We start from the raw sequence: 20,655 nt of genomic DNA, 5'->3' as shown, positions 1-20,655 counted from the left end.
GCGGGGCTCCGTCGTGCGCGAGGTGATGCGGCGCGGCCGCTGAGGGCTCAGGCCACGTGCACCAGGGGGGCCATGCCGGCGGACCGCTCGACGGCGCCGGCGTCGCCGCAGACGGCGAGCCAGTTCGCGAGCAGCCGGTGGCCGCCCTCGGTGAGCACGGACTCCGGGTGGAACTGCACGCCGTGCAGCGGCAGGTCACGGTGCTGGAGCCCCATGACGACGCCGTTGGCGGTCGTGCAGGTGACCTCGAGCTCGGCCGGGACGGTGTGCGGCTCGACGGCGAGCGAGTGGTAGCGGGTCGCGGTGAAGGGCGCGGCGAGTCCGTCGAGCACGCCCACGCCGTCGTGCTCCACGAGGCTCGTCTTGCCGTGCATGAGCTCGGGCGCGTGCGACACCGTCGCGCCGTACACCTCGGCCAGGGCCTGGTGGCCGAGGCAGACGCCCAGCATGGGCGTCGCCGAGCGGGCGCAGGCCCGGATGACGTCCTCCGACGACCCGGCCTCCTTGGGCGTGCCCGGCCCGGGCGAGACCAGCACGCCGTCGAAGGGCGTCCCGTCGGAGTGCCAGAAGCGGCCGTCAGCGTCGGGCTCGGGCACGGCGTCGTTGCGCACCACGGTGGTGCGCGCGCCGAGCTGGTCGAGGTAGCCGACGATCGTGTACACGAACGAGTCGTAGTTGTCGACGACGAGGATGGAGGTCATGGGTGCGCCTCGACGGTGTTGTCGTTGATGGGGACGTACTCGGAGAACCAGGGGAAGACCCACTCGAAGCAGACCCAGACGGCCGCCGCGAGGAGGATCAGGACCAGCAGCACGCGGAGCCACACGGGCCCCGGCAGGGCGCGCCACAGCAGGCCGTACATCATCTCACCCCCGTCGGGACGAGGGTAGCGGCCGCCGCCTGGACGTCGTAGCCGGCGTCCAGCAGCTCGGCCGGGGTGCCCTCGCTGACGGGCGCCCAGTAGTCCAGCTCGCCGTGCACGATGTACCGCTGCGCCGCGGAGTACATGGGGTGGCAGGCCGTCATGGTGATGAACCGCCGGGTGAGCTCGGGGACGGGCTCGCCGGGCATCAGCCCGGGCACGGGGGAGACCACCTCGACCTGGTGGGGCCACACGATCTGGTGCTCCGTCATCTTGTACACGTACCAGGTGTCCTTGGTACGGACGATGAGCGCGTCACCCTTCTTCAGCTCGGCCACCCGGTGGAACGGCTTGCCGTACGTGGTGCGGTGGCCCGCCACGGCGAAGTTGCCGACGTCGCCCGGCATCGCGGTGCCCGGGTAGTGGCCGATGCCGAGCCGGTCCAGCACCGTCGCCTTGTCGACGCCCTGCGCGACCGGCTCCTCGTAGTCGCCACCCCAGCGGGGCACGTAGAAGCGCGCGAACACGTCCTCCAGCGGCGGCTCGTCCAGCACCGGCGGCTCCCCGCGGTGCTCCGTCGCGACGGCCGGACCCTCGTCGGCCTCCGTCACCACGGGCGGGTCCGGCCAGTCCTGGGCCGCCATCACCTCGGTGTGCACCCGGTCCGCCTGCACGTCGGTCCACCAGAGCTGCCAGACGACGAACAGGCCGAGGAACACCCCGGCGGTGATGAGCAGCTCGCCGACGAACCCGACGACCGCGCCGAGCACCCCGCCACGGTGCCGCACCCGGCCGTGCGCGGGCGGGGCCGGTGCTCCGGGGGGCGGGCCGCTCGGTACGGCGTCCCGCACGTGCCTCACGAGAACACGTCCGTGCCCTCGGGCACCTCGGCGTGCTCGAGCTCCTTGCCGCCCGTGTAGGCCGGCATCTCGATCGCGTCCTCGCGCCGCACGTCGTAGCCGAGGCCGATCCAGTCGACGTACTGCCGGTACACGCCCACCCCGGGCGACGAGTCGAGGGACGCCTGGAGACGGTCCGGGTCCCCGATCGCCTCGACGACGTACGGCGGGGAGTACACCCGTCCGTGCAGCAGCAGGATGTTCCCCGAGCAGCGGAACGCGCTCGTCGACGTCACCCGCTGCCCCTGGAGCGTCATCGCCTCCGCTCCGCCCGCCCACAGGGCGTTGATCACGTGCTGCAGGTCCTGCTGGTGCACCACCAGGTCGTCGGGCCGCACGCCCTCGACGTCCAGCGCCGACGACGGCGCGTCCTCGAGGGCGACGGTGAGCCCGGTCCCGGCGACCGGCCACGCCCCGGACGCGACGCCCTCGCGGGCACGCAGGTCGGTGCCGCGCGACGGGACGTCCTGCGCCACGGCATCGCTCAGGGCGTCGATCTCGTCGTCGAGGGTCGTGACCTGCTCGGTGAGCTCCTCGACCCGGTCCGACTCGTCGGCGACGACGGACGCGAGGTCCTCGCTGTGCCGGTCCTGGTCGTCGTCGTCGAGCTGCGCCGAGACAGTGAACAGGACCCCGGACAGGCCGAGCACGGTCCCGACGAGGATCCCGGAGCGGATCCGTGGGCTCATGTCAGGCCTTCCTGGTCGATGACGATGCACGGGCGCGGCGTGCTGGCCACTACGCTAGACGACGAACCGTCGTCGGCGTGCAGGCCCGTCCTCACGTCGCACCAGAGCTGACAGGAGTCCAGCCGTGTCCGAGTCGAAGTCGTCGAAGCCGGAGAAGAAGAAGGCCGAGCCCGTGGCCGTGCCGGGACGGACGTCGCTGAACCCGCGCTGGCTCGTCCCGACCATGCTGACGCTCATGATCGCGGGTCTCGCGTGGATCGTCACCTACTACCTGACGAGCCAGAACCTGGGCCTGCCGATCCCGGCCCTCGGCAACTGGAACCTCGTCGTCGGCTTCGTGCTGATCATCTCCGGCTTCGCGCTGACGACCCGCTGGAAGTAGGGCTGTACAAGTACACGGGTGTGATTCCACACCTGTGTACAACCCTGGGGACAGTCCTCAGAACAGGTTGATCAGGGCGGGCACGGTCGAGTACTTCCAGACCGTCAGCCCGACGAGCGCGACGGCGACGACGGCGGGCAGCGCCCACCCGACCAGTCGTTGCCGCTCGCGCGGGGCGGCCGCGTACCCGGCGCCGATCACCAGGCCCACGACCAGCCCGCCCACGTGCGCCTGCCAGGCGATGCCCCCGACGAAGAGCGGCAGCGCCATGTTGATCGCGATGAGGACGACGATCTGTCCGGCGTCGCGTCCCATGCGCCGCAGCACCGGGATGATCGCGCCGAACAGGCCGAACACGGCGCCGGACGCCCCCACGACGGCCTGCATCCAGCTCGCCTCGTAGGGCGACGCCAGCAGCAGCACGCCGACCGAGCCGCCGACGGCCGCCAGGACGTACAGCGCGAGGAAGCGCGCCCGGCCGAACGCCTGCTCGAGGAACGGTCCGACGAGCCACAGCGCGTACATGTTGAACAGGATGTGCAACGGGCTGCGCGAGTGCAGGAACGCCGCCGTGAGGAACCGCCAGGGCTCCTCCTGCGCGATCCACGGAGCGAACGCCCACTGCGACGTCCACGAGGGCGTCGTGAGCTGCAGGACCCAGCTCACCGCGCACAGCGCGATGATCGTCAGGGTCACCACGGGCCGGCCCTCGCGCACCGTCGCCCCGAACAGGGTGCGGGCGCTGCGCGTCGACCGCGCCGCCTGGGCGACGCAGTCGACGCACTGCACACCGACCGCGGCCGGACGCTGGCACTCGGGGCACGTGGGGCGCCCGCAGCGCTGGCAGCGGACGTAGGCGACCCGGTCCGGGTGACGCGGGCACACCGGGGCCTCGCCCCCCTGCTGCGGGGCTGGCTGTGGCGTGGAGATGGCTCGGCCCTCCGCGGGTCGGGTCGGTCGGTCCGGGTCGGGGGAGGTCAGTCCTCGATCGTGACCGAGTTGATGACGATGTCCTCGACCGGGCGGTCGCCCGGGCGGGTGCGGGTCGTGCCGATGGCGTCGACGACCGTGCGGGACTCGTCGTCCGCGACCTTGCCGAAGATGGTGTGCTTGCCGTTCAGCCACGGGGTCTCCGTGGTGGTGATGAAGAACTGCGAGCCGTTGGTGCCCTCGACCTCGCCCGAGACCGGGTTGCGCCGCTTGCCGGCGTTCGCCATCGCGAGGATGTACTTCTCCGAGAAGCCGAGCTCGGGGTGGATCTCGTCGTTGAAGGTGTAGCCGGGGCCACCGGTGCCGGTGCCCAGGGGGTCACCGCCCTGGATCATGAAGTTGTCGATGACCCGGTGGAAGATCACGCCGTCGTACAGGGGGTCGGTGCGCTCGGCGCCCGTGCGCGGGTCGGTCCAGGCCTTCGTGCCCTGGGCGAGCCCGACGAAGTTGGCGACCGTCTTCGGAGCGTGGTCCGGGAGCAGCTCGATACGGATGTCACCGGCGGAGGTGTGCAGGGTTGCGAACATGTTTCCCATTCTGGCACCTGCGGCCGTCCGTCGGGCCGAGGGGCGTGTGACGGTGCGCTCGGGGAGCCTCGGTGGCAGAGTGGGGTCATGGTGCAGACCCCGAAGATCGACACGGACAAGGTGAAGGACTCGGCCGCCGAGGTCGCGGCCGCACTGGTCGGTGCGGGCTCCCGCGCCGCCGACGGTGCCCGCGACGCAGCAGGTCAGGCCAAGGACTGGGCGTCGCCGCGCGTGGACTCGTTCGTCGAGTGGCTCCGCCCGCGCGCCGAGAAGGCCTGGAACGACAGCGTGCAGGCCGCGGCCCCGCGCGTCGAGCAGGCCGCGACCAAGGCCGGGCCGCTGGTCGACACGGCCCACGAGAAGATCGTCGACGAGTACCTGCCGAAGCTGGTGACGGCGTTCAATGCCGCCGCGGCTCGCGCGGGCGCCACCGCGGAGGAGGTGGCGAAGGCCGCTCACAAGGCGGCCAAGGAGGCGGAGAAGGCCGCCAAGAAGCAGCAGCGCAAGGGCCGACGGCGCAAGGCGCTCGTGTGGACGGCCGTCCTCGGTGCGACCGCGGCCGCCGGGTACGCGTTCTACCGTCGCGCCCAGCCGCAGAACGACCCCTGGGCCGAGCCGTGGGAGCAGTCCACCGCCCCGGACTTCGACGGCGCCGCCCGGGACGCCCGGCACGTCGTCGGTGACGCCGCGGAGGCCGTCGGCGAGGCCGCCGGTGCCGCCGTCGCCAAGAGCCGTGAGGCCGGCGAGAAGCTGACGGAGAAGGCGGCGGAGGTCCGCGAGGACGTCGCCGCCCGCGCGTCCCGCGCCCGCAAGAAGACGGGCGAGGCCGCCGAGGACGCCGCCGAGGCGGTGGAGGACGCCGGCCGCGCTGTCGAGGACAAGACCGGCGACACGGACGACACCAAGTAGTTCGTCCCGACGCAGACGACGAGAGCCCCCGTCCTCACCGGACGGGGGCTCTCGTGTCAGCGCCGAATGACGGTCCGCACTGGACGTAGCTGGAGTACGCAGGTGTCCGGGTTGTACTCGGAAACCTCGGCCGTGAAGCGGGCCCTGTCCCCCTGGCCGACCGTCTCGGGGATGTCGCCGGCGAGATGCAGGTCGTGCACGATGTTCACATCTCTGAACTGAAACACAGGCCCCGTCCCTGCAGCGGAGGGGTCAACGTCACCCTGCTGGATCAGGAAGTCGTACCTCGTGCTGTAGTCGCCATGCAGAGCCATGTACACGAACGTCCCATTGAACTGGATCTCTTGGCCCTGGTACTTCTTGGCAAACGCACCGATGAGCTCGGAGCAGTTGTCCCGCTCGTCGAGCACTGCGGCCATCTCGTCACTTGACTTGCGGGTAAGCACCCCTGGGTCACCAATGCCGTCAGCGCCCTCCTTCACCCCTGTGCCCGCCACATCCTCCGACGCTTTCGTTTCGAGCTCAGACTCGTCCTCGTCAGTCTGCACCCCTTCCAAGGCCGAGTCCCCACCGCATGCCCGTTCCACGGTGAGTCGCGGTTGCTCCACTGCCGCATCACCTGCAAGGGGCAACTGATCGCACACGGTCCAGTTCGACTCGTCCACCACGCCGAAGAGGCCACCACCGATGATCTCTGCCTCGTCTGAAATGCCGGCGCGGTCGATGTCGCTCAACGCAACGTCGAGTTGTTGACCCACCACATCCGGCATCGTCGGCGGCTCCCCGTCGCTGCACCCCGCCACTACCGCCAGAATCACCAACGCACCAACCACTACTCCAGCACGCAACGAACTTCCTCCCCAAGACCGGTCAAACGCCCACACGCTAGCCGTCCGGTTGGAGGAGTTCAGCAATCCCGGTGGGTGAACTCCGTTCTCAAGGTGCCTTTACTCGGCTACTGAAGTGCTTCCAACACGACGAGAGCCCCCGTCCGTTGAGGACGGGGGCTCTCGTCGTGGATGGTGGAGCCAAGGGGACTCGAACCCCTAACCCCCTGCTTGCAAAGCAGGTGCGCTACCAATTGCGCCATGGCCCCGAGGGGGAGGTTCGACGAGCCGGGGGCTCAGTCGAGGGTGTCGGTGACCTCGGTCCACAGGTCCCGGTCGGCCGCGTCGGTGGAGACCCGGCGCCAGACGAGGTAGCCCGCCGCAGCGGCGAGCAGCACGATCATCAGCTTCTTCATGCTGGACCTCCTCGTCGGATGTGGGGCTAGGAGGACTTGAACCTCCGACCTCTTCCTTATCAGGGAAGCGCTCTAACCGTCTGAGCTATAGCCCCATGCACGCTGCTCCGAGAAGCGCGTGCAGCACGGAACATTACCGTACCGGTGGTCCTGCCCCCAAACCCGGCGGGGGCAGGACCGGTGTGACGTCCGTCGCGGTCGGCGACGGAGCCCGTCACTCGTCCGTCAGCGTGAGGTGGATGCCCCCGACCAGCGCCGCCGTGATGTTGTACAGCATCGCCATGATCGTGGCGATGGCGGTCAGCAGCACGATGTTCACCAGCGCGATGAGCGTCGCCAGGGACACCATGCGCTCGAACTCGACGAACTGGGTGAGGTTCACGGCCTGCGGGCCGAGCGTCTCCACCATGAACTCCTGGATCGTGGCGAACGTGCCCAGCGAGTTCAGTGAGTACCAGACGACGACCGTCGCGACGACCGTCATGACGCCGATCGCGACCGACAGCAGGAACGCCAGCTTCATGATCGACCACGGGTCGATGCGCGACACCGACAGGCGGACGCGGCGTGGGCTGCCCAGCGCCGCCTCCTCGACGGGCTCGGGGGCGTCGTTCCCGCCCGTCTGCTCCGGCTGCGCCGTGCCGTGCACGCCGCCCGCCGAGTAGTGCATCTGGGGGCGCGACGCCGACTCCGTGGCGTCCGCCGGCGGCGGCGTGGCGGACGAGCCCTGCGCGGGCTGCGACCCCGCGACGCTCGCGGATGCCGACGACGCGGCCGACTGGACCTTCTTCGCGGCGGTGCGGGCCGCCGCGAGGGCGGCGGCGGCGGCCTTCACGGCACCGTCCTTGACGGCCGTGCCCGGCGCGGTGGCCTCGTCGGACGCCGGTGCGGCGGTCGGCGTGGGCTGGGACGCGACACCGGTGGATGCCGCACCGTTCGATGCGGCGCCGTTGGATGCGGCGCCGTTCGACGAGCCCGTCGCGGTGCTCTTCGTGCCCGGGACCGACGCGGCGTCGGTCGTGCCCGCGTCCGAGGCGTCCACGGGGGCCAGCGGCTGCGTGCTGTCCGCGGCCGCCTCCGCCGTCCTCGTCCCCGCCTTCGGCGAGGTGTTGTCGCTGGCCATCAGCTGTTACCGTCCCCGGTCTCGTCCTGCTGCTCCGGCGTGCTCGCCGGGGCCTCGTCGGTGAGCCCGTCCTCGACGGGCTGCTCCTCCACGCTAGCCGACTCGTCGTCCTCACGACGCTCGACGTTCCGGGCGATCGCGATGATGCGGTCCTTCTTGGCCGGCTTGGCGAACGTGACGCCCTGCGTGTTGCGGCCCGTCAGGTTCACCTCGTCGACGCGTGAGCGCACGATCTTGCCCTGCTGCATGATGACGAGCACCTCGGTGTCGTCCTCGGTGACCAGGGCCCCGACGAGGTCGCCGCGGGCCTCCACGAGGTTCGCGACCTTGATGCCGTAGCCGTTGCGGCCCTGGACGCGGTACTCGTCGATGCGGGTGCGCTTCGCGAAACCGCCCTCGGTGACGACGAACAGCGCGGTGTCGGGACGCACGACGTCCGCGGCCAGCAGCTCGTCGCCCTCGCGGAACTTCATGCCCGTGACGCCCGACGTCGCGCGGCCCATCGGGCGCAGCGTCTCGTCGTCGGCCGCGAACCGGATGGACTGGCCCTTGCGGGACACGAGGATGAGCTCGTCGTCGGAGTTCACCAGGCGGGCGGCGACCAGCTCGTCCGCGTTCCCCTCGTCGTCCTCGCGCAGGTTGATCGCGATGAGGCCACCGCTGCGCGGGGAGTCGTAGTCCGTCAGCCGCGTCTTCTTCACGAGGCCACGACGCGTGGCGAGCACGAGGTGCTCGGCGGCGTCGTAGTCGCGCAGCGCGAGGACCTGGGCGATGCGCTCGCCCGGCTGGAACGCCAGCAGGTTCGCGACGTGCTGACCCTTGGCGTCCCGGCCGCCCTCGGGCAGCTCGTAGCCCTTCGCGCGGTAGACGCGGCCGGCGTCCGTGAAGAACAGCAGCCAGTTGTGCGTCGTGGTGACGAAGAAGTGCTCGACGATGTCGTCCTCGCGGAGCTTGGCGCCGGTCACCCCCTTGCCGCCGCGGCGCTGCGCCCGGTAGTTGTCCGACCGCGTGCGCTTGGCGTAGCCGCCGCGCGTGATCGTGACGACCACGTCCTCCTCGGGGATGAGGTCCTCGACGGACATGTCCCCGTCGTACGGGAGGATCGTCGTGCGGCGCTCGTCGCCCCACTTGTCGGTGACCTCGTCGAGCTCGGCGCCGACGATGTCCCGCTGACGCTCCGGGCGCGCGAGGATGTCGCGGCAGTCGACGATCACGGCCTCGAGCTTGGCGTGCTCCTCGAGGATCTTCTGCCGCTCGAGCGCGGCCAGGCGGCGCAGCTGGAGCGCGAGGATGGCGTTCGCCTGCACCTCGTCGATCCCGAGCAGCTCGATGAGGCCCGTGCGGGCCTGCTCGACGTCGGGGGAGCGGCGGATGAGCGCGATGACCTCGTCCAGCGCGTCGAGCGCGCGGAGGTAGCCCACGTAGACGTGGATCTTGTCCTCGGCCTCGCGCAGCTCGAACGCGGTGCGGCGGCGCACGACGTCGATCTGGTGCGTCGTCCAGTGGCGCACGAACGCGTCGAGGCTGAGCGTGCGCGGCACCTCGTCGACGAGCGCGAGCATGTTCGCGCTGAAGTTCTCCTGCAGGGGCGTGTGCTTGTACAGGTTGTTCAGCACGACCTTGGCCACCGCGTCGCGCTTGAGCACGATGACGAGGCGCTGGCCGGTGCGGCCCGACGTCTCGTCGCGGATGTTCGCGATGCCCTGGATGCGGCCGTCGTTGACGAGGTCGGCGATCTTCGCCGCGAGGTTGTCCGGGTTGACCATGTAGGGCAGCTCGGTGATGACGAGGCAGATCCGGTTCTGGATCTCCTCGATGTTCACCACCGCGCGCATGGTGATGGAGCCGCGACCGGTGCGGTACGCCTCCTCGATGCCCTTGGTGCCGAGGATCTGCGCGCCGGTCGGGAAGTCCGGGCCCTTGATCCGCTTCATGAGGGCCGCGAGCAGCTCCTCCTTCGACGCGTCCGGGTTCGCCAGGTGCCAGCGGACGCCCTCGGCGACCTCACGGAGGTTGTGCGGCGGGATGTTGGTCGCCATGCCCACCGCGATGCCGGCCGAGCCGTTGACCAGCAGGTTCGGGATGCGCGACGGCAGGACCGTGGGCTCCTGCGTGCGGCCGTCGTAGTTGTCCTGGAACTCGACGGTGTCCTTCTCGATGTCCCGGACCATCTCCAGCGCGAGCGGCGCCATGCGGCACTCGGTGTACCGGGGGGCCGCAGCCGGGTCGTTGCCGGGGGAACCGAAGTTGCCCTGGCCGGCCACCAGCGGGTAGCGCAGCACCCAGTCCTGCACGAGGCGCACGAGGGTGTCGTAGATCGCCGTGTCGCCGTGCGGGTGGTACTTGCCCATGACGTCGCCGACGACGCGCGAGCACTTCGAGAACGAGCGGTCGGGCCGGTAGCCGCCGTCGTACATCGCGTACAGCACGCGCCGGTGCACCGGCTTGAGGCCGTCACGGACGTCGGGCAGCGCGCGCCCGACGATGACGCTCATCGCGTAGTCGAGGTAGCTCCGCTGCATCTCGAGCTGGAGGTCCACCTGCTCGATGCGCCCGTGGCGCACCGCCACGGGGGTCTCGGGGGAGCCGTCCTCGGGGAGGTCGTTCTCGGGGCCCGGGGTCTCGTCCGTCACCGTGTCATCGTTCCTTCCTGCGCCGCCGGGGCGCGGATCCTGTCCTCGTCATCCGATGTACAAGCGGACCGTGCATGGATGTACACGGTCCGCCGGGGTCAGATGTCGAGGAACCGGACGTCCTTGGCGTTGCGCTGGATGAAGCTGCGGCGGGACTCGACGTCCTCGCCCATGAGCACGGAGAAGATCTCGTCCGCCGCGGCCGCGTCGTCCATCGTGACCTGCAGCAGCGTGCGGTGCTCCGGGTCCATCGTGGTGTCCCACAGCTCGCTGTAGTCCATCTCGCCCAGACCCTTGTACCGCTGGATCCCGTTCTCCTTCGGGATCCGCTTGCCGCTCGCCAGGCCCTCCTTGAGGAACGCGTCGCGCTCCCGGTCGGAGTACACGTAGTCGTGCGGGGCGTTCGACCACTTGAGCCGGTACAGCGGCGGCTGGGCGAGGTACACGTGCCCGTGCTCGATGAGCGGACGCATGTAGCGGAACAGCAGCGTGAGGAGCAGCGTGCAGATGTGCTGGCCGTCGACGTCGGCGTCGGCCATGAGCACGATCTTGTGGTACCGCAGCCGCGCGATGTCGAAGTCCTCGCCGATGCCCGTGCCGAACGCCGTGATCAGCGCCTGCACCTCGGCGTTCGACAGCGCCTTGTCCAGGCGCGCCCGCTCCACGTTGAGGATCTTGCCGCGCAGCGGCAGGATCGCCTGGTGGTGCGGGTCGCGGCCGCGAACCGCGGAACCGCCCGCCGAGTCACCCTCGACGATGTAGATCTCGCACTCCTCCGGACGGCCCGACTGGCAGTCCTTCAGCTTGCCGGGCATGCCGCCCGAGCTGAGGATGCCCTTGCGCCGGGTCGCCTCGCGCGCCTTGCGGGCCGCGATGCGGGCCTGCGACGCCGAGATCGCCTTGCGGATCACGTCGCGCGCCTCGTTGGGGTGCGAGTCGAACCAGTCGACCAGACGCTCCCGGACCACCCGCTGCACGAACGACTTCGCCTCGGTGTTGCCGAGCTTCGTCTTCGTCTGGCCCTCGAACTGCGGCTCGCCGAGCTTCACGCTGAGCACCGCCGTGAGGCCCTCGCGGATGTCGTCGCCCGTGAGGTTCTCCTCCTTCTCCTTGAGGATCCCCTTCTCCCGGGCGTAGCTGTTGACGAGCGTCGTCAGCGCCGCACGGAAGCCCTCCTCGTGCGTGCCGCCCTCCGTCGTCGAGATCGTGTTCGCGAAGGTGTGCACCGACTCGCTGTACGCCGTCGTCCACTGCATCGCGATCTCCACGGAGATGGTCGCCTCCGTGTCCTCCGCCTCGATGTCGATGACCTCGGGGTGGACGATCTCGGCCTTCTTCGCGCCGTTGATGTGCCGGACGTAGTCCGTCAGACCGCCGTCGTACTTGAAGGTGACCGTGCGCACCGGACCGGCGACCGACTCGGCGTCGTGCACCGCGTCGTCCGGGGAGGCCGTGGCGTCCTCGTCCTGCGCGGCCAGCGCGGCCACCACGTCGCGCGAGTCCAGCGTGCCCGTGACCTCGTCCGGACCGGACACGTGCTCGACGCGCTCGTCGGTCAGCGTGATGCGCAGGCCCTTGTTGAGGAACGCCATCTGCTGGAACCGCGACCGCAGGGTCTCGAAGTCGTAGACCGTCGTCTCGAAGATGCCGGGGTCGGCCCAGAACGTCTGCGTGGTGCCCGTCTGCGTGGACTCGCCGAGCTGCTCCAGGCCCGTGACCGGGTTGCCGCCGTCCGCGAACTCCTGGCGCCACGCGTGACCGTCGCGCTGCACCTCGGTCACCACGCGCGTCGACAGCGCGTTGACCACGGAGATGCCCACGCCGTGCAGACCGCCCGAGACCGCGTACCCGCCGCCACCGAACTTGCCGCCGGCGTGCAGGATCGTCATGACGACCTCGACGGTCGGCTTGCCCTCCGTCGGGTGCATGGCCACCGGGATGCCACGACCGTTGTCGCGGACGCGCACGCCGCCGTCGGCGAGCAGCGTCACGTCGATCGTGTCCGCGTGCCCGGCCAGCGCCTCGTCCACCGAGTTGTCGACGACCTCGTACACGAGGTGGTGCAGGCCTCGCTCGCCGGTGGACCCGATGTACATGCCGGGTCGCTTGCGGACCGCCTCGAGACCCTCGAGGACGGTGATGTTCCCGGCGTCGTAGGCGCCGTCGGATCGCTGTGCCACAGGCGGGAGCACTCCTCGTCGTTCCACGCACGCGACAGGGGCACCCGGACGCGTCCGGGCCGCAGCGCACGGGAATGGCACAGGGGTGGCGTGCCGGCTGCTCGTCGGTGCTCGAATCGGCCCCGGGACGCCCCCCGGAACACCAGACGAGTCTACCGCGAATGCCCGTGAAACCGCGGGTCCGACGCCCCCGCGCGTGTGCGTTGCCCCACGTTTTCCACAGGGTTCTCCACACCTGCCGCGCCGACGGTCAGCCGTACGTGTCGCCGGGCCCCGGACCCCTCACCGAACGGCGTCCGCGGCGGAAGCTCGGCCCCGCCGGACCGAGCACCTGCACCTGCTCCACGACGCCCTCGCCGACCTCCTCGGCGAGCCGTCGCAGCAGGGTCGGCGTCAGCATCCGCACCTGCGTCGCCCACGCCGTGGAGTCCGTGCGGACCACCAGCACCTTGTCCTCGAACGTCTCCGGGACGCAGTGGTCCGCCACCTGGTCGCCCACGACCTCGCGCCACCGGCCGATCACGCCGCCCACCGACACGTCCTGCGTCCAGCCCTTGTCCCGCAGCAGCCGGCCCACGACGTCCGACAGCGTCCGCGGGTCCCGCGCCCCCGGGCCCTTGCGCTCCGTGTGCGGCTCCGCCAGGGGCGAGCGACGCGACGGGGCGCCCGGCCGCAGGCCCTTCGCCCGCGCCGCCGCCTTCGCCCGGTTCAGCGCCTCCCGAGCCACCTCCGACGGCGGCGTGAGGTCGCCGCGGGCCGCGACGGGCCGCGGGTCACGCTCCCGCGGACCGCCCGAGGCGTCGTCGTCCGCCGACGCGTCAGACACGCCGCACCACGCCCGGCGTCACCTCGAAGCGAGCGCCCGCCAGCAGCTCCGGGACGTCCTGCGGCACCGCCGCCGTCACGAGCACCTGGCGGGCGGGCAGCACCAGCTCCGCCAGCCGCTCACGGCGCCGCACGTCCAGCTCCGCGAACACGTCGTCCAGGATCAGCACGGGATCCGCGTCCGAGCCGTGGTCCGGGTCCCAGAAGACCGCATGACCCGTCAGCTCGTCCGCCCCGCCCAGCAGCCGGAACGACGCCAGGCGCAGCGCGAGCGCGAACGACCACGACTCCCCGTGGCTCGCGTACCCCTTCGCTGGCAGGCCGCCGAGGGCCAGCACGAGGTCGTCACGGTGCGGGCCCACCAAGCTCTGCCCGCGCTCCACCTCGGCGTCACGGCGCTCCTGCAGCACGGCGAGCATCGCCTTCTCCAGGTCGCCCTGGTCCGTGCCGTCCGCGGCGTCGAGGACCGCCGAGCGGTACTCGACCACCGCCTCGCCGTCGGAGTCGCTGACCTGCGCGTACGCGTCCGCGACCAGCGGCGCCATGGAACGGACCAACGACGTGCGCCACGCCAGCACCTGCGCGCCGAGCTGCGCGGCCCGGGCGTCCCAGACCTCCAGCGTCGCGGTGTCGGGGGAGCGGCCCGCCGCCCGGTGCCCCCGCAACGACTTCAGCAGGGCGGAACGCTGCCGCAGCACCCGGTCGTAGTCCGCGTGCACGGACGCCGCCCGCGGCAGGAGCTGCACGACGAGCTGGTCGAGGAAACGTCGTCGGCCGTCCGGGTCGCCCTTGACCAGCGCGAGGTCCTCCGGCGCGAACAGCACCGTGCGCAGGATCCCCAGGACGTCCCGCGCCCGGCCGAGCTGACCGCGGTTGATCCGCGCCCGGTTGGCCTTGCCCGCCGTGATCTCCAGCTCCACGGTGGAGGCGCGGTCCGCCCGCACCACGCGGGCGCGCACCACCGCACGGTCCGCGCCCGCCCGGATGAGGGGGGCGTCGTTCGCGACGCGGTGGCTGCCGAGCGTCGCGACGTAGCCGATCGCCTCCACGAGGTTCGTCTTGCCGCGTCCGTTGCGCCCCACGAACGCGTTCGGACCGGGCTCGAGCTCGACGTCGGCCGCCTCGTAGGAGCGGAAGTCCAGCAGAGACAGGTGCGAGACGTACATGGGACCAGTCTCGCGCCGCTTACGTGGCGGGCTTGACCGCGTGCCCGCCGAACTGCTGGCGCAGCGCCGCGACCGCCTTCATGGCGGGCGACTCCGTCTGGCGGGACGCGAAGCGCGCGAACAGCGCGGCGGAGATCACGGGCAGCGGCACCGCGTTGTCGATGGCCTCGTCCACGGTCCAGCGGCCCTCGCCCGAGTCGTCGACCCAGTCGTCGATCGCCGCGAGGCTCGGGTCGTGCTCCAGGGCGAGCACCATGAGGTCCAGCAGCCACGACCGCACCACCGTGCCGCGCATCCACGCCTTCATGGTGCCGTGCACGTCCGTGACCAGGCCGTCCTTCGCCGCGAGGAGCTCGTAGCCCTCCGCGTACGCCTGCATCAGGCCGTACTCGATGCCGTTGTGGACCATCTTCGCGAAGTGCCCGGCGCCGACACCGCCGGCGTGCACGAAGCCCTCCTCGCGGGGACCCTCCGGCCGCAGCGCGTCGAACACCGGCATGAGGAGCTCGACGTCGGCCTCCGAGCCGCCGCACATCAGGCCGTAGCCGTTCTCCAGGCCCCACACGCCGCCGGACACACCCACGTCGACGTAGCCGACGCCGTGCTCGCCCAGCTCGGCCGCGCGCGCCTGGTCCTCCGGGTAGTGGGAGTTCCCGCCCTCGACGACCACGTCGCCCTCGGACAGGAGCGTCCCCAGCTCGCGCACGACGGACCGCGTCGGGTCGCCGGCGGGCACCATCACCCAGACCACGCGTCGCGGGCCGGGGAGGGCCGCCACCAGGTCCGCGAGCGTCGCGACGTCCGACACCTCCGGTCGCGGGTCGTAGCCCGTGACCTCGATGCCGCCGCGACGCAGCCGCTCGCGCATGTTGTTGCCCATCTTGCCCAGACCGACAAGACCCAGGTGGGTGACCATGTGGATAACCTCCGGTAGCCGTCGGTGCGAGCGTAGGGCGCGTCCGTCGCCGCCGCGCGGGCTGCGACGGACCGGGTCAGGACGAGAAGCGGATCGGCACCAGCAGGTAGCGGTACTCCGACGAGTCCTCGCCGTCGAGCGAGCCCTGGCCCGTGAACTCCACCGGCTTGTTGGGGTGGGTGAACGACAGCCGCACGAAGTCGGTGCCCAGCGCACCCAGGCCGTCGAGCAGGAACTGCGGGTTGAACGCCACCTGGATGTCCTCGCCCACCAGGACCGCCTCGAGCGCCTCCGAGGCCTGCGCGTCGTCGCCCTGGCCGGCGTCGAGCACGACCTGGCCCTCGGAGAACGCCAGCCGGATCGGGGTGTTGCGCTCGGCGACCAGCGACACGCGCTTGGCCGCATCGATGAGCGCCTGGGTGGGGACGACGGCGTGGATGGGCGTCGCGTCGGGGAACAGGCGGCGCACGGCCGGGTAGTCCCCGTCGACGAGCTGCGAGGTCGTCTGGCGTCCGCCGGCCTCGAAGCCGATGAGGTCCAGACCCTCGCCGGTGGACAGGCCGATGTTGACCAGGCCGCCGCCCGACCCGAGGGACTTGGCGACGTCGTTGAGCGTGCGGGCGCGCACCAGGGCCACCGTCGAGTAGCCCGGGGTCGCCGGCGTCCACGTCAGCTCGCGCAGCGCGAGGCGGTAGCGGTCCGTGGCGAGCAGCGTGATCCGCTCGCCCTCGATCTCCACGCGGACGCCCGTCAGCAGGGGGAGCGTGTCGTCGCGGCTCGCCGCGACGCTGACCTGCGCGACCGCGTGCGTGAGCGCGTCGCCCGAGACCGTGCCCGTGAGCTCGGGCAGGGTCGGCAGGGACGGGTACTCCTCCACCGGCATCGTCAGCAGCGTGAAGCGGGACGCCCCGCAGGTGAGGACGACCTTGTTGCCCTCCACCGAGACGTCCACCGGCTTGTTCGGCAGGGCACGCGAGATCTCCGCCAGCAGCCGGCCGGAGACGAGCACCGTCCCGGGCTCGGCGACCTCGGCCGCGATCTCGGAGCGTGCCGAGACCTCGTAGTCGAAGCTGGCCAGGACGATCGTGCCGGCGGCGTCCGCCTCGATCCGGACACCGGCGAGCACCGGTGCCGGGGGGCGCGTGGGGAGGGTGCGAGCCGTCCAGGTCACGGCCTCGGCCAGGACGTCGCGCTCGACGCGGAACTTCATCCCACTCCTCAGGTTTCTCGTGCGGTGCGTCGGTGCCGTCCGGGCAGGTGGCGGTACCGCACCGGCCCCCACACTACCGCGCCGAGCCTCGGCCGGTCGGTCGCTCGTCCCGGGCTGCGTCGGGTGATGAAGGCGGGTCGTCCATCCCCTTGAAGAACACGTTCATCGTCGTCATAGCACCTGTGGAATCTGGGGAGAACCGATGTCGCCGCAGGTCAGAGGCCGTGTCGGCGTGTGGGTAGCGGGTGGGGACAACCTGTGGGTGGCCGGCGGTGCCTGTGGGCGGCGCATCTTGTACCCACAGGCGTCCACCGTTCACCTGGTGTTCGTCCACCGGTACGGCGGCGTGTTCCACAGGCATCCACAGATCTGTCCACAGGTGTGCACGACGGCCTGCCCGAGTCCGACCGAGTTGTCCACCATGCGTGTCCACACGCTGGGGAGATCTCGCCCCGATCCGGACGATTCCGGAGGAGGGGCTGTGGGCAACCCTGTGAGCGGAGCCCGTCCACACCCTCGTGGACAGGTGTGGACCGGTGGGGACGACGCCGGATCAGCCGCGGTGCTGCTGCTTGATGCGGCTCGTCAGCTCGGTCACCTGGTTGTACGTCGACCGGCGCTCCGCCATCTGACCGGCGATCTTGCGGTTCGCGTGCATGACCGTCGTGTGGTCCCGACCGCCGAACTGCTGACCGATCTTCGGCAGCGACAGGTCCGTCAGCTCGCGGCACAGGTACATGGCGATCTGCCGCGCCGTGACCAGCACGCGCGACCGCGACGTCCCGCACAGGTCCTCGATCGTCAGACCGAAGTAGGCGGCCGTCTGTGCGATGACGACCGCCGGGGTGATCTCGGCCGCCTGGTCGTCGTCCGTCAACAGGTCCTTGAGGACGATCTCCGCCAGCGCGAGGTCCACCTGCTGCTTGTTGAGGTTCGCGAACGCCGTGACGCGGATCAGCGCGCCCTCCAGCTCGCGGATGTTCGTCGAGATCCGCGAGCCGATGTAGCTGAGGACCTCCGCCGGGACGTCCAGGCGCTCGCTCGCCGCCTTCTTGCGCAGGATCGCGATCCGCGTCTCCAGGTCGGGTGGCTGCACGTCCGTGATGAGGCCCCACTCGAACCGGGACCGCAGACGGTCCTCGAACCCGTCCAGCTTCTTCGGCGGCACGTCCGAGGTGATGACGACCTGCTTGTCGGCGTTGTGCAGGGCGTTGAAGGTGTGGAAGAACTCCTCCATCGTCTGCTCCTTGCCCTGCAGGAACTGGATGTCGTCGATGAGGAGCACGTCGACGTCGCGGTACCGGCGCTGGAACGCACCCGTGCGACCGTCACCGATGCTGTTGATGAAGTCGTTCGTGAACTCCTCCGAGTTCACGTAGCGCACACGCACGTGGGGATAGAGGTTGTGGGCGTAGTGGCCGATCGCGTGCAGCAGGTGCGTCTTGCCCAGCCCCGAGTCGCCGTAGATGAACAGCGGGTTGTACGCCTTGGCCGGCGCCTCGGCCACCGCCACCGCGGCCGCGTGCGCGAACCGGTTGGACGAGCCGATGACGAACGTCTCGAAGATGTACTTCGGGTGCAGCCGGGTCGGCTCCACCCGATCCTTGCGGTCGGCGGGCAGCGGCGAGGTCGGCACCGTCACGGGCACGTCCGGCTCCGCGGGCGTCTCCACCGGCGGCGCGTAGTCCTGGGCGGGGCCCGTCAGGGACTCGTGGCTCAGCTCGGGGTCCACCGTGATGCCGAAGCGGACGTCGCGCCCCAGCGTCGAGGACATCGCCGACACGAGCTGGTCGCGGGCGCTCGTCTCGAGGTAGGTGCGGGTCTGCTCGTGGGGGACCGCGATGAACACGGTGTCGTCCAGGATGGCCATCGGCTTGGCGAGCCGGATGAACGCGAGCTGCCGGGCGGAGATGTCCGAGCGGGCCTCGAGGGTCGCCAACGTCTGGGACCAGACGTCGGTGATGTTCGCGTCGGACTGTGGCACGGGGTTCCTCCGGCTTGCTCGGTGCAGCGTCGCTGTGCAGTGTCCACATAGTTTTCCACACCCTGTGGACCCTGTGGACAGCGGTGTGGAAACTCCACCGGCAGGACCACGCGTGTCGTCGTCGTCACGTCGGCAGCAGTTGACCTGAGAGCCCGCGACGGCGTAACGTCGGACAGCCGTTCCAGGTACTTTTGCGCGCCCACACTCGGGCGCAGGCCTTGGGTCGGCCCGGCCGTCACACTGCCGCTGCAGCGGACGACCTGCAACCTGACCGACATCGTCGAGGACCAGACGGTGTGCCTCCCCGACGTTTCTTGGAGTACCTCGTGAGCAAGCGGACCTTCCAGCCGAACAACCGCCGTCGTGCCAAGACCCACGGCTTCCGCCTTCGCATGCGCACCCGCGCCGGCCGCGCCATCCTGGCGAACCGCCGCCGCAAGGGTCGCGCCGAGCTCTCTGCCTGAGCGATGCTCCCCGCGGCGCGCCGCATGCGCCGCTCGGTCGACTTCGAACGGGCGGTGCGCGGCGGCACGCGCGCGGGACGACCGACGGTGGTCGTCCATCTGGTCCGTGACGCGGACCGGACGGACGGACCACTCGTCGGTCTCGTCGTCTCCAAGGCCGTGGGCCACGCCGTGCACCGCAACCTGGTGAAACGCCGTCTGCGCACCGCCGCAGCACAGCGCATCAGCGTGCTGCCCGACGACACCCTCGTCGTGCTGCGCGCGCTTCCGCGCGCCCTCGACGTCGACTACGCCCACCTCGAACGGGACGTCGCACGCGGCATCGACCGCGCGCTCGACCGCGCCTCCGGGCCCGTCCGATGAGCTCCCCCATCCTGAGCAGAGGACGCGAGCTCCTGCGCATCGTCCCCACGGCCGTGCTGGTCGGGGCGATCCGCGTCTACCAGGCGGTCGTGTCACCGATGACCGGCCCCACCTGCAAGTACTACCCCTCCTGCTCCCACTACGCGCTCGTCGCGATCCGCACGCACGGACCTCTGCGCGGTACCGGCCTCGCCCTCTGGCGGATCCTGCGGTGCAACCCCTGGAGCCTCGGCGGCGTCGACGACGTCCCGCCGGCTCGAACGCACGAGCACAGCGGCGCCCACACGCACTGAGCCCCGGGACGCGCCGCCCGGAGCACGGACTTCCGACAGAGGAGACAAACCGGGATGATCGACACCATCCTGTACCCGATCCAGTGGGTCGTTGCCTGGATCATGTACGGCTCGCACCAGGTGCTCACCGCCCTGGGGATGCAGGACGGCCCCGGGCTCGCCTGGGTCCTGTCCATCGTCGCCCTGACGATCGTCATCCGTATCCTCCTGATCCCGCTGTTCTTCAAGCAGATCAAGGCGTCCCGCGGCATGCAGATCATGCAGCCCGAGCTGCAGGCCATCCAGAAGAAGTACAAGGGCAAGACGGACCCGTCGTCCCGCGAGGCCATGGGCCGCGAGACCATGGAGCTGTACCGCAAGCACGGCACGAACCCGTTCGCGTCCTGCATGCCGGTCCTGCTGCAGTCGCCGATCTTCTTCGCCCTGTTCCGGGTGCTCTACAACCTGCAGCCCATCGCCACCGGCGCCAAGGACCCGATCGGTCCCATCAACGCGGCCGTCGCCAGCGACATCGAGAACTCCGACCTCCTCGGCGCGAAGCTCTCCGACGTCTTCATGCAGACGGAGGACTGGAGCGTCCGCGCCGTCATCCTCGTCCTCATCGTCGCGATGAGCGCCACCACGTTCTTCACGCAGCGCCAGCTCACCATGAAGAACATGCCCAAGGCCGCGCTCGAGGGCCCGATGGCGAACACGCAGAAGATCATGCTGTACGCGCTGCCGCTGATCTTCCTCATCTCCGGCGTGAACTTCCCGGTCGGTGTGCTCATCTACTGGACCACGACCAACCTCTGGTCGATGGGGCAGCAGTTCTACACGATCAAGCGCATGCCCGCGCCCGGGTCCGAGGCCGAGCGTCTCCTCAACGAGAAGAAGGCCCTCAAGGCGGCCAAGCAGGGGAACGTCGTCACCGAGGACGAGGCCCCCGAGGCGCCCGAGGTCCGCGGCCAGCGGCAGCAGCCCGTGCGGAAGAACCGCCAGAAGAAGAAGAAGTGAG

22 protein-coding genes and 2 tRNA genes are annotated in these 20,655 nt (G+C 70.5%); 6 read left to right on the top strand and 18 right to left on the bottom strand.

Annotated features, from left to right (window positions below; genetic code table 11):
* Positions 1–47: 47 nt before the first annotated feature.
* From ATJ88_RS00325 to ATJ88_RS00315, 4 genes are read right to left on the bottom strand one after another with little or no spacing between them, the layout of a single operon-like run.
* Entirely contained in the window at positions 48–701 is a 654-nt protein-coding gene (locus ATJ88_RS00325) for an aminodeoxychorismate/anthranilate synthase component II (protein WP_098461897.1), read from the bottom strand.
* The gene (locus tag ATJ88_RS18200; RefSeq protein ID WP_170023467.1) at positions 698–862 is read right to left on the bottom strand and encodes a hypothetical protein; all 165 of its coding nucleotides are present in this window, start codon (positions 860–862) and stop codon (positions 698–700) included. Before ATJ88_RS18200 ends, ATJ88_RS00325 begins: the two co-directional genes overlap by 4 nt.
* A complete protein-coding gene (locus ATJ88_RS00320; protein WP_245852021.1) occupies positions 862–1,722 on the bottom strand; it encodes a class E sortase in 861 nt (286 codons plus the stop codon). The genes ATJ88_RS18200 and ATJ88_RS00320 overlap by 1 nt, the downstream gene beginning before the upstream one ends.
* Positions 1,719–2,450 carry a DUF881 domain-containing protein gene (locus ATJ88_RS00315; protein ID WP_098461894.1) on the bottom strand — a complete coding sequence of 244 codons (732 nt, stop codon included), beginning with the start codon at positions 2,448–2,450 and terminating at the stop codon, positions 1,719–1,721. The genes ATJ88_RS00320 and ATJ88_RS00315 overlap by 4 nt, the downstream gene beginning before the upstream one ends.
* 124 nt (positions 2,451–2,574) lie before the next feature.
* Here ATJ88_RS00315 and ATJ88_RS00310 point away from each other — a divergent pair, with 124 nt between their 5' ends.
* The gene (locus ATJ88_RS00310; protein ID WP_098461887.1) at positions 2,575–2,832 is read left to right on the top strand and encodes a cell division protein CrgA; all 258 of its coding nucleotides are present in this window, start codon (positions 2,575–2,577) and stop codon (positions 2,830–2,832) included.
* 57 nt (positions 2,833–2,889) lie between these two features.
* Here the strand turns inward: ATJ88_RS00310 and ATJ88_RS00305 are convergent, their stop codons facing one another.
* Together ATJ88_RS00305 and ATJ88_RS00300 are read right to left on the bottom strand one after the other, a co-directional pair.
* Complete coding sequence (locus ATJ88_RS00305; RefSeq protein WP_342744821.1) at positions 2,890–3,621, bottom strand: rhomboid family intramembrane serine protease; 732 nt, start codon at positions 3,619–3,621, stop codon at positions 2,890–2,892.
* A gap of 188 nt (positions 3,622–3,809) precedes the next feature.
* Complete coding sequence (locus ATJ88_RS00300; protein WP_098461886.1) at positions 3,810–4,349, bottom strand: peptidylprolyl isomerase; 540 nt, start codon at positions 4,347–4,349, stop codon at positions 3,810–3,812.
* Positions 4,350–4,436: 87 nt separating this feature from the next.
* On the opposite strand from ATJ88_RS00300, the gene ATJ88_RS18195 reads away from it, so the two are divergent.
* Positions 4,437–5,258 (top strand): hypothetical protein, encoded by an 822-nt coding sequence (locus tag ATJ88_RS18195; RefSeq protein WP_098461884.1) that lies wholly within the window; start codon positions 4,437–4,439, stop codon positions 5,256–5,258.
* Between the two features lie 56 nt (positions 5,259–5,314).
* Here ATJ88_RS18195 and ATJ88_RS00290 read toward each other — a convergent pair whose 3' ends face one another.
* The 12 genes from ATJ88_RS00290 to dnaA form a co-directional block, all read right to left on the bottom strand.
* Complete coding sequence (locus ATJ88_RS00290) at positions 5,315–6,076, bottom strand: DUF4839 domain-containing protein (RefSeq protein WP_141538578.1); 762 nt, start codon at positions 6,074–6,076, stop codon at positions 5,315–5,317.
* Positions 6,077–6,278: 202 nt separating this feature from the next.
* Positions 6,279–6,354, bottom strand: a tRNA-Ala gene (locus tag ATJ88_RS00285).
* A 27-nt stretch (positions 6,355–6,381) separates the two neighbouring features.
* Positions 6,382–6,501, bottom strand: a complete 120-nt coding sequence (locus ATJ88_RS18490; RefSeq protein WP_211287427.1) for a DLW-39 family protein — start codon at positions 6,499–6,501, stop codon at positions 6,382–6,384.
* Between the two features lie 21 nt (positions 6,502–6,522).
* Positions 6,523–6,596, bottom strand: a tRNA-Ile gene (locus tag ATJ88_RS00280).
* Between the two features lie 119 nt (positions 6,597–6,715).
* Positions 6,716–7,624, bottom strand: coding sequence for a DUF3566 domain-containing protein (locus tag ATJ88_RS18635; RefSeq protein WP_245852020.1), 909 nt, complete (start codon positions 7,622–7,624; stop codon positions 6,716–6,718).
* The gene (gyrA, locus tag ATJ88_RS00270) at positions 7,624–10,257 is read right to left on the bottom strand and encodes a DNA gyrase subunit A (RefSeq protein WP_098461881.1); all 2,634 of its coding nucleotides are present in this window, start codon (positions 10,255–10,257) and stop codon (positions 7,624–7,626) included. The genes ATJ88_RS18635 and gyrA overlap by 1 nt, the downstream gene beginning before the upstream one ends.
* A gap of 98 nt (positions 10,258–10,355) precedes the next feature.
* Positions 10,356–12,437 (bottom strand): DNA topoisomerase (ATP-hydrolyzing) subunit B, encoded by a 2,082-nt coding sequence (gene gyrB, locus ATJ88_RS00265; RefSeq protein WP_098461880.1) that lies wholly within the window; start codon positions 12,435–12,437, stop codon positions 10,356–10,358.
* 250 nt (positions 12,438–12,687) lie between these two features.
* Positions 12,688–13,164, bottom strand: coding sequence for a DciA family protein (locus tag ATJ88_RS00260; protein WP_245852569.1), 477 nt, complete (start codon positions 13,162–13,164; stop codon positions 12,688–12,690).
* 91 nt (positions 13,165–13,255) lie between these two features.
* Positions 13,256–14,428 carry a DNA replication/repair protein RecF gene (gene recF, locus ATJ88_RS00255; protein ID WP_098461877.1) on the bottom strand — a complete coding sequence of 391 codons (1,173 nt, stop codon included), beginning with the start codon at positions 14,426–14,428 and terminating at the stop codon, positions 13,256–13,258.
* A gap of 19 nt (positions 14,429–14,447) precedes the next feature.
* Complete coding sequence (gnd, locus tag ATJ88_RS00250) at positions 14,448–15,344, bottom strand: phosphogluconate dehydrogenase (NAD(+)-dependent, decarboxylating) (protein WP_098461875.1); 897 nt, start codon at positions 15,342–15,344, stop codon at positions 14,448–14,450.
* A 76-nt stretch (positions 15,345–15,420) separates the two neighbouring features.
* Positions 15,421–16,554, bottom strand: coding sequence for a DNA polymerase III subunit beta (gene dnaN / locus ATJ88_RS00245; protein ID WP_098461874.1), 1,134 nt, complete (start codon positions 16,552–16,554; stop codon positions 15,421–15,423).
* Between the two features lie 553 nt (positions 16,555–17,107).
* Positions 17,108–18,538, bottom strand: a complete 1,431-nt coding sequence (gene dnaA / locus ATJ88_RS00240; RefSeq protein ID WP_098461872.1) for a chromosomal replication initiator protein DnaA — start codon at positions 18,536–18,538, stop codon at positions 17,108–17,110.
* A 326-nt stretch (positions 18,539–18,864) separates the two neighbouring features.
* On the opposite strand from dnaA, the gene rpmH reads away from it, so the two are divergent.
* Genes rpmH through yidC form a run of 4 tightly spaced genes read left to right on the top strand, consistent with a single transcriptional unit; the run spans position 18,865 to position 20,654 of the window.
* Positions 18,865–19,002, top strand: a complete 138-nt coding sequence (gene rpmH, locus ATJ88_RS00235; RefSeq protein ID WP_013840089.1) for a 50S ribosomal protein L34 — start codon at positions 18,865–18,867, stop codon at positions 19,000–19,002.
* 3 nt (positions 19,003–19,005) lie between these two features.
* A complete protein-coding gene (rnpA, locus tag ATJ88_RS00230) occupies positions 19,006–19,365 on the top strand; it encodes a ribonuclease P protein component (protein ID WP_098461871.1) in 360 nt (119 codons plus the stop codon).
* A complete protein-coding gene (yidD, locus tag ATJ88_RS00225; RefSeq protein ID WP_098461869.1) occupies positions 19,362–19,658 on the top strand; it encodes a membrane protein insertion efficiency factor YidD in 297 nt (98 codons plus the stop codon). Before rnpA ends, yidD begins: the two co-directional genes overlap by 4 nt.
* A gap of 54 nt (positions 19,659–19,712) precedes the next feature.
* Positions 19,713–20,654 carry a membrane protein insertase YidC gene (gene yidC / locus ATJ88_RS00220; protein ID WP_098461868.1) on the top strand — a complete coding sequence of 314 codons (942 nt, stop codon included), beginning with the start codon at positions 19,713–19,715 and terminating at the stop codon, positions 20,652–20,654.
* Position 20,655: the final 1 nt, after the last annotated feature.

It is taken from the genome of Isoptericola jiangsuensis (assembly GCF_002563715.1).
Taxonomy (GTDB): domain Bacteria; phylum Actinomycetota; class Actinomycetes; order Actinomycetales; family Cellulomonadaceae; genus Isoptericola; species Isoptericola jiangsuensis.
Note: the sequence above shows the minus strand (reverse complement) of the source record. Positions and strands in the feature narration are given on the sequence as shown.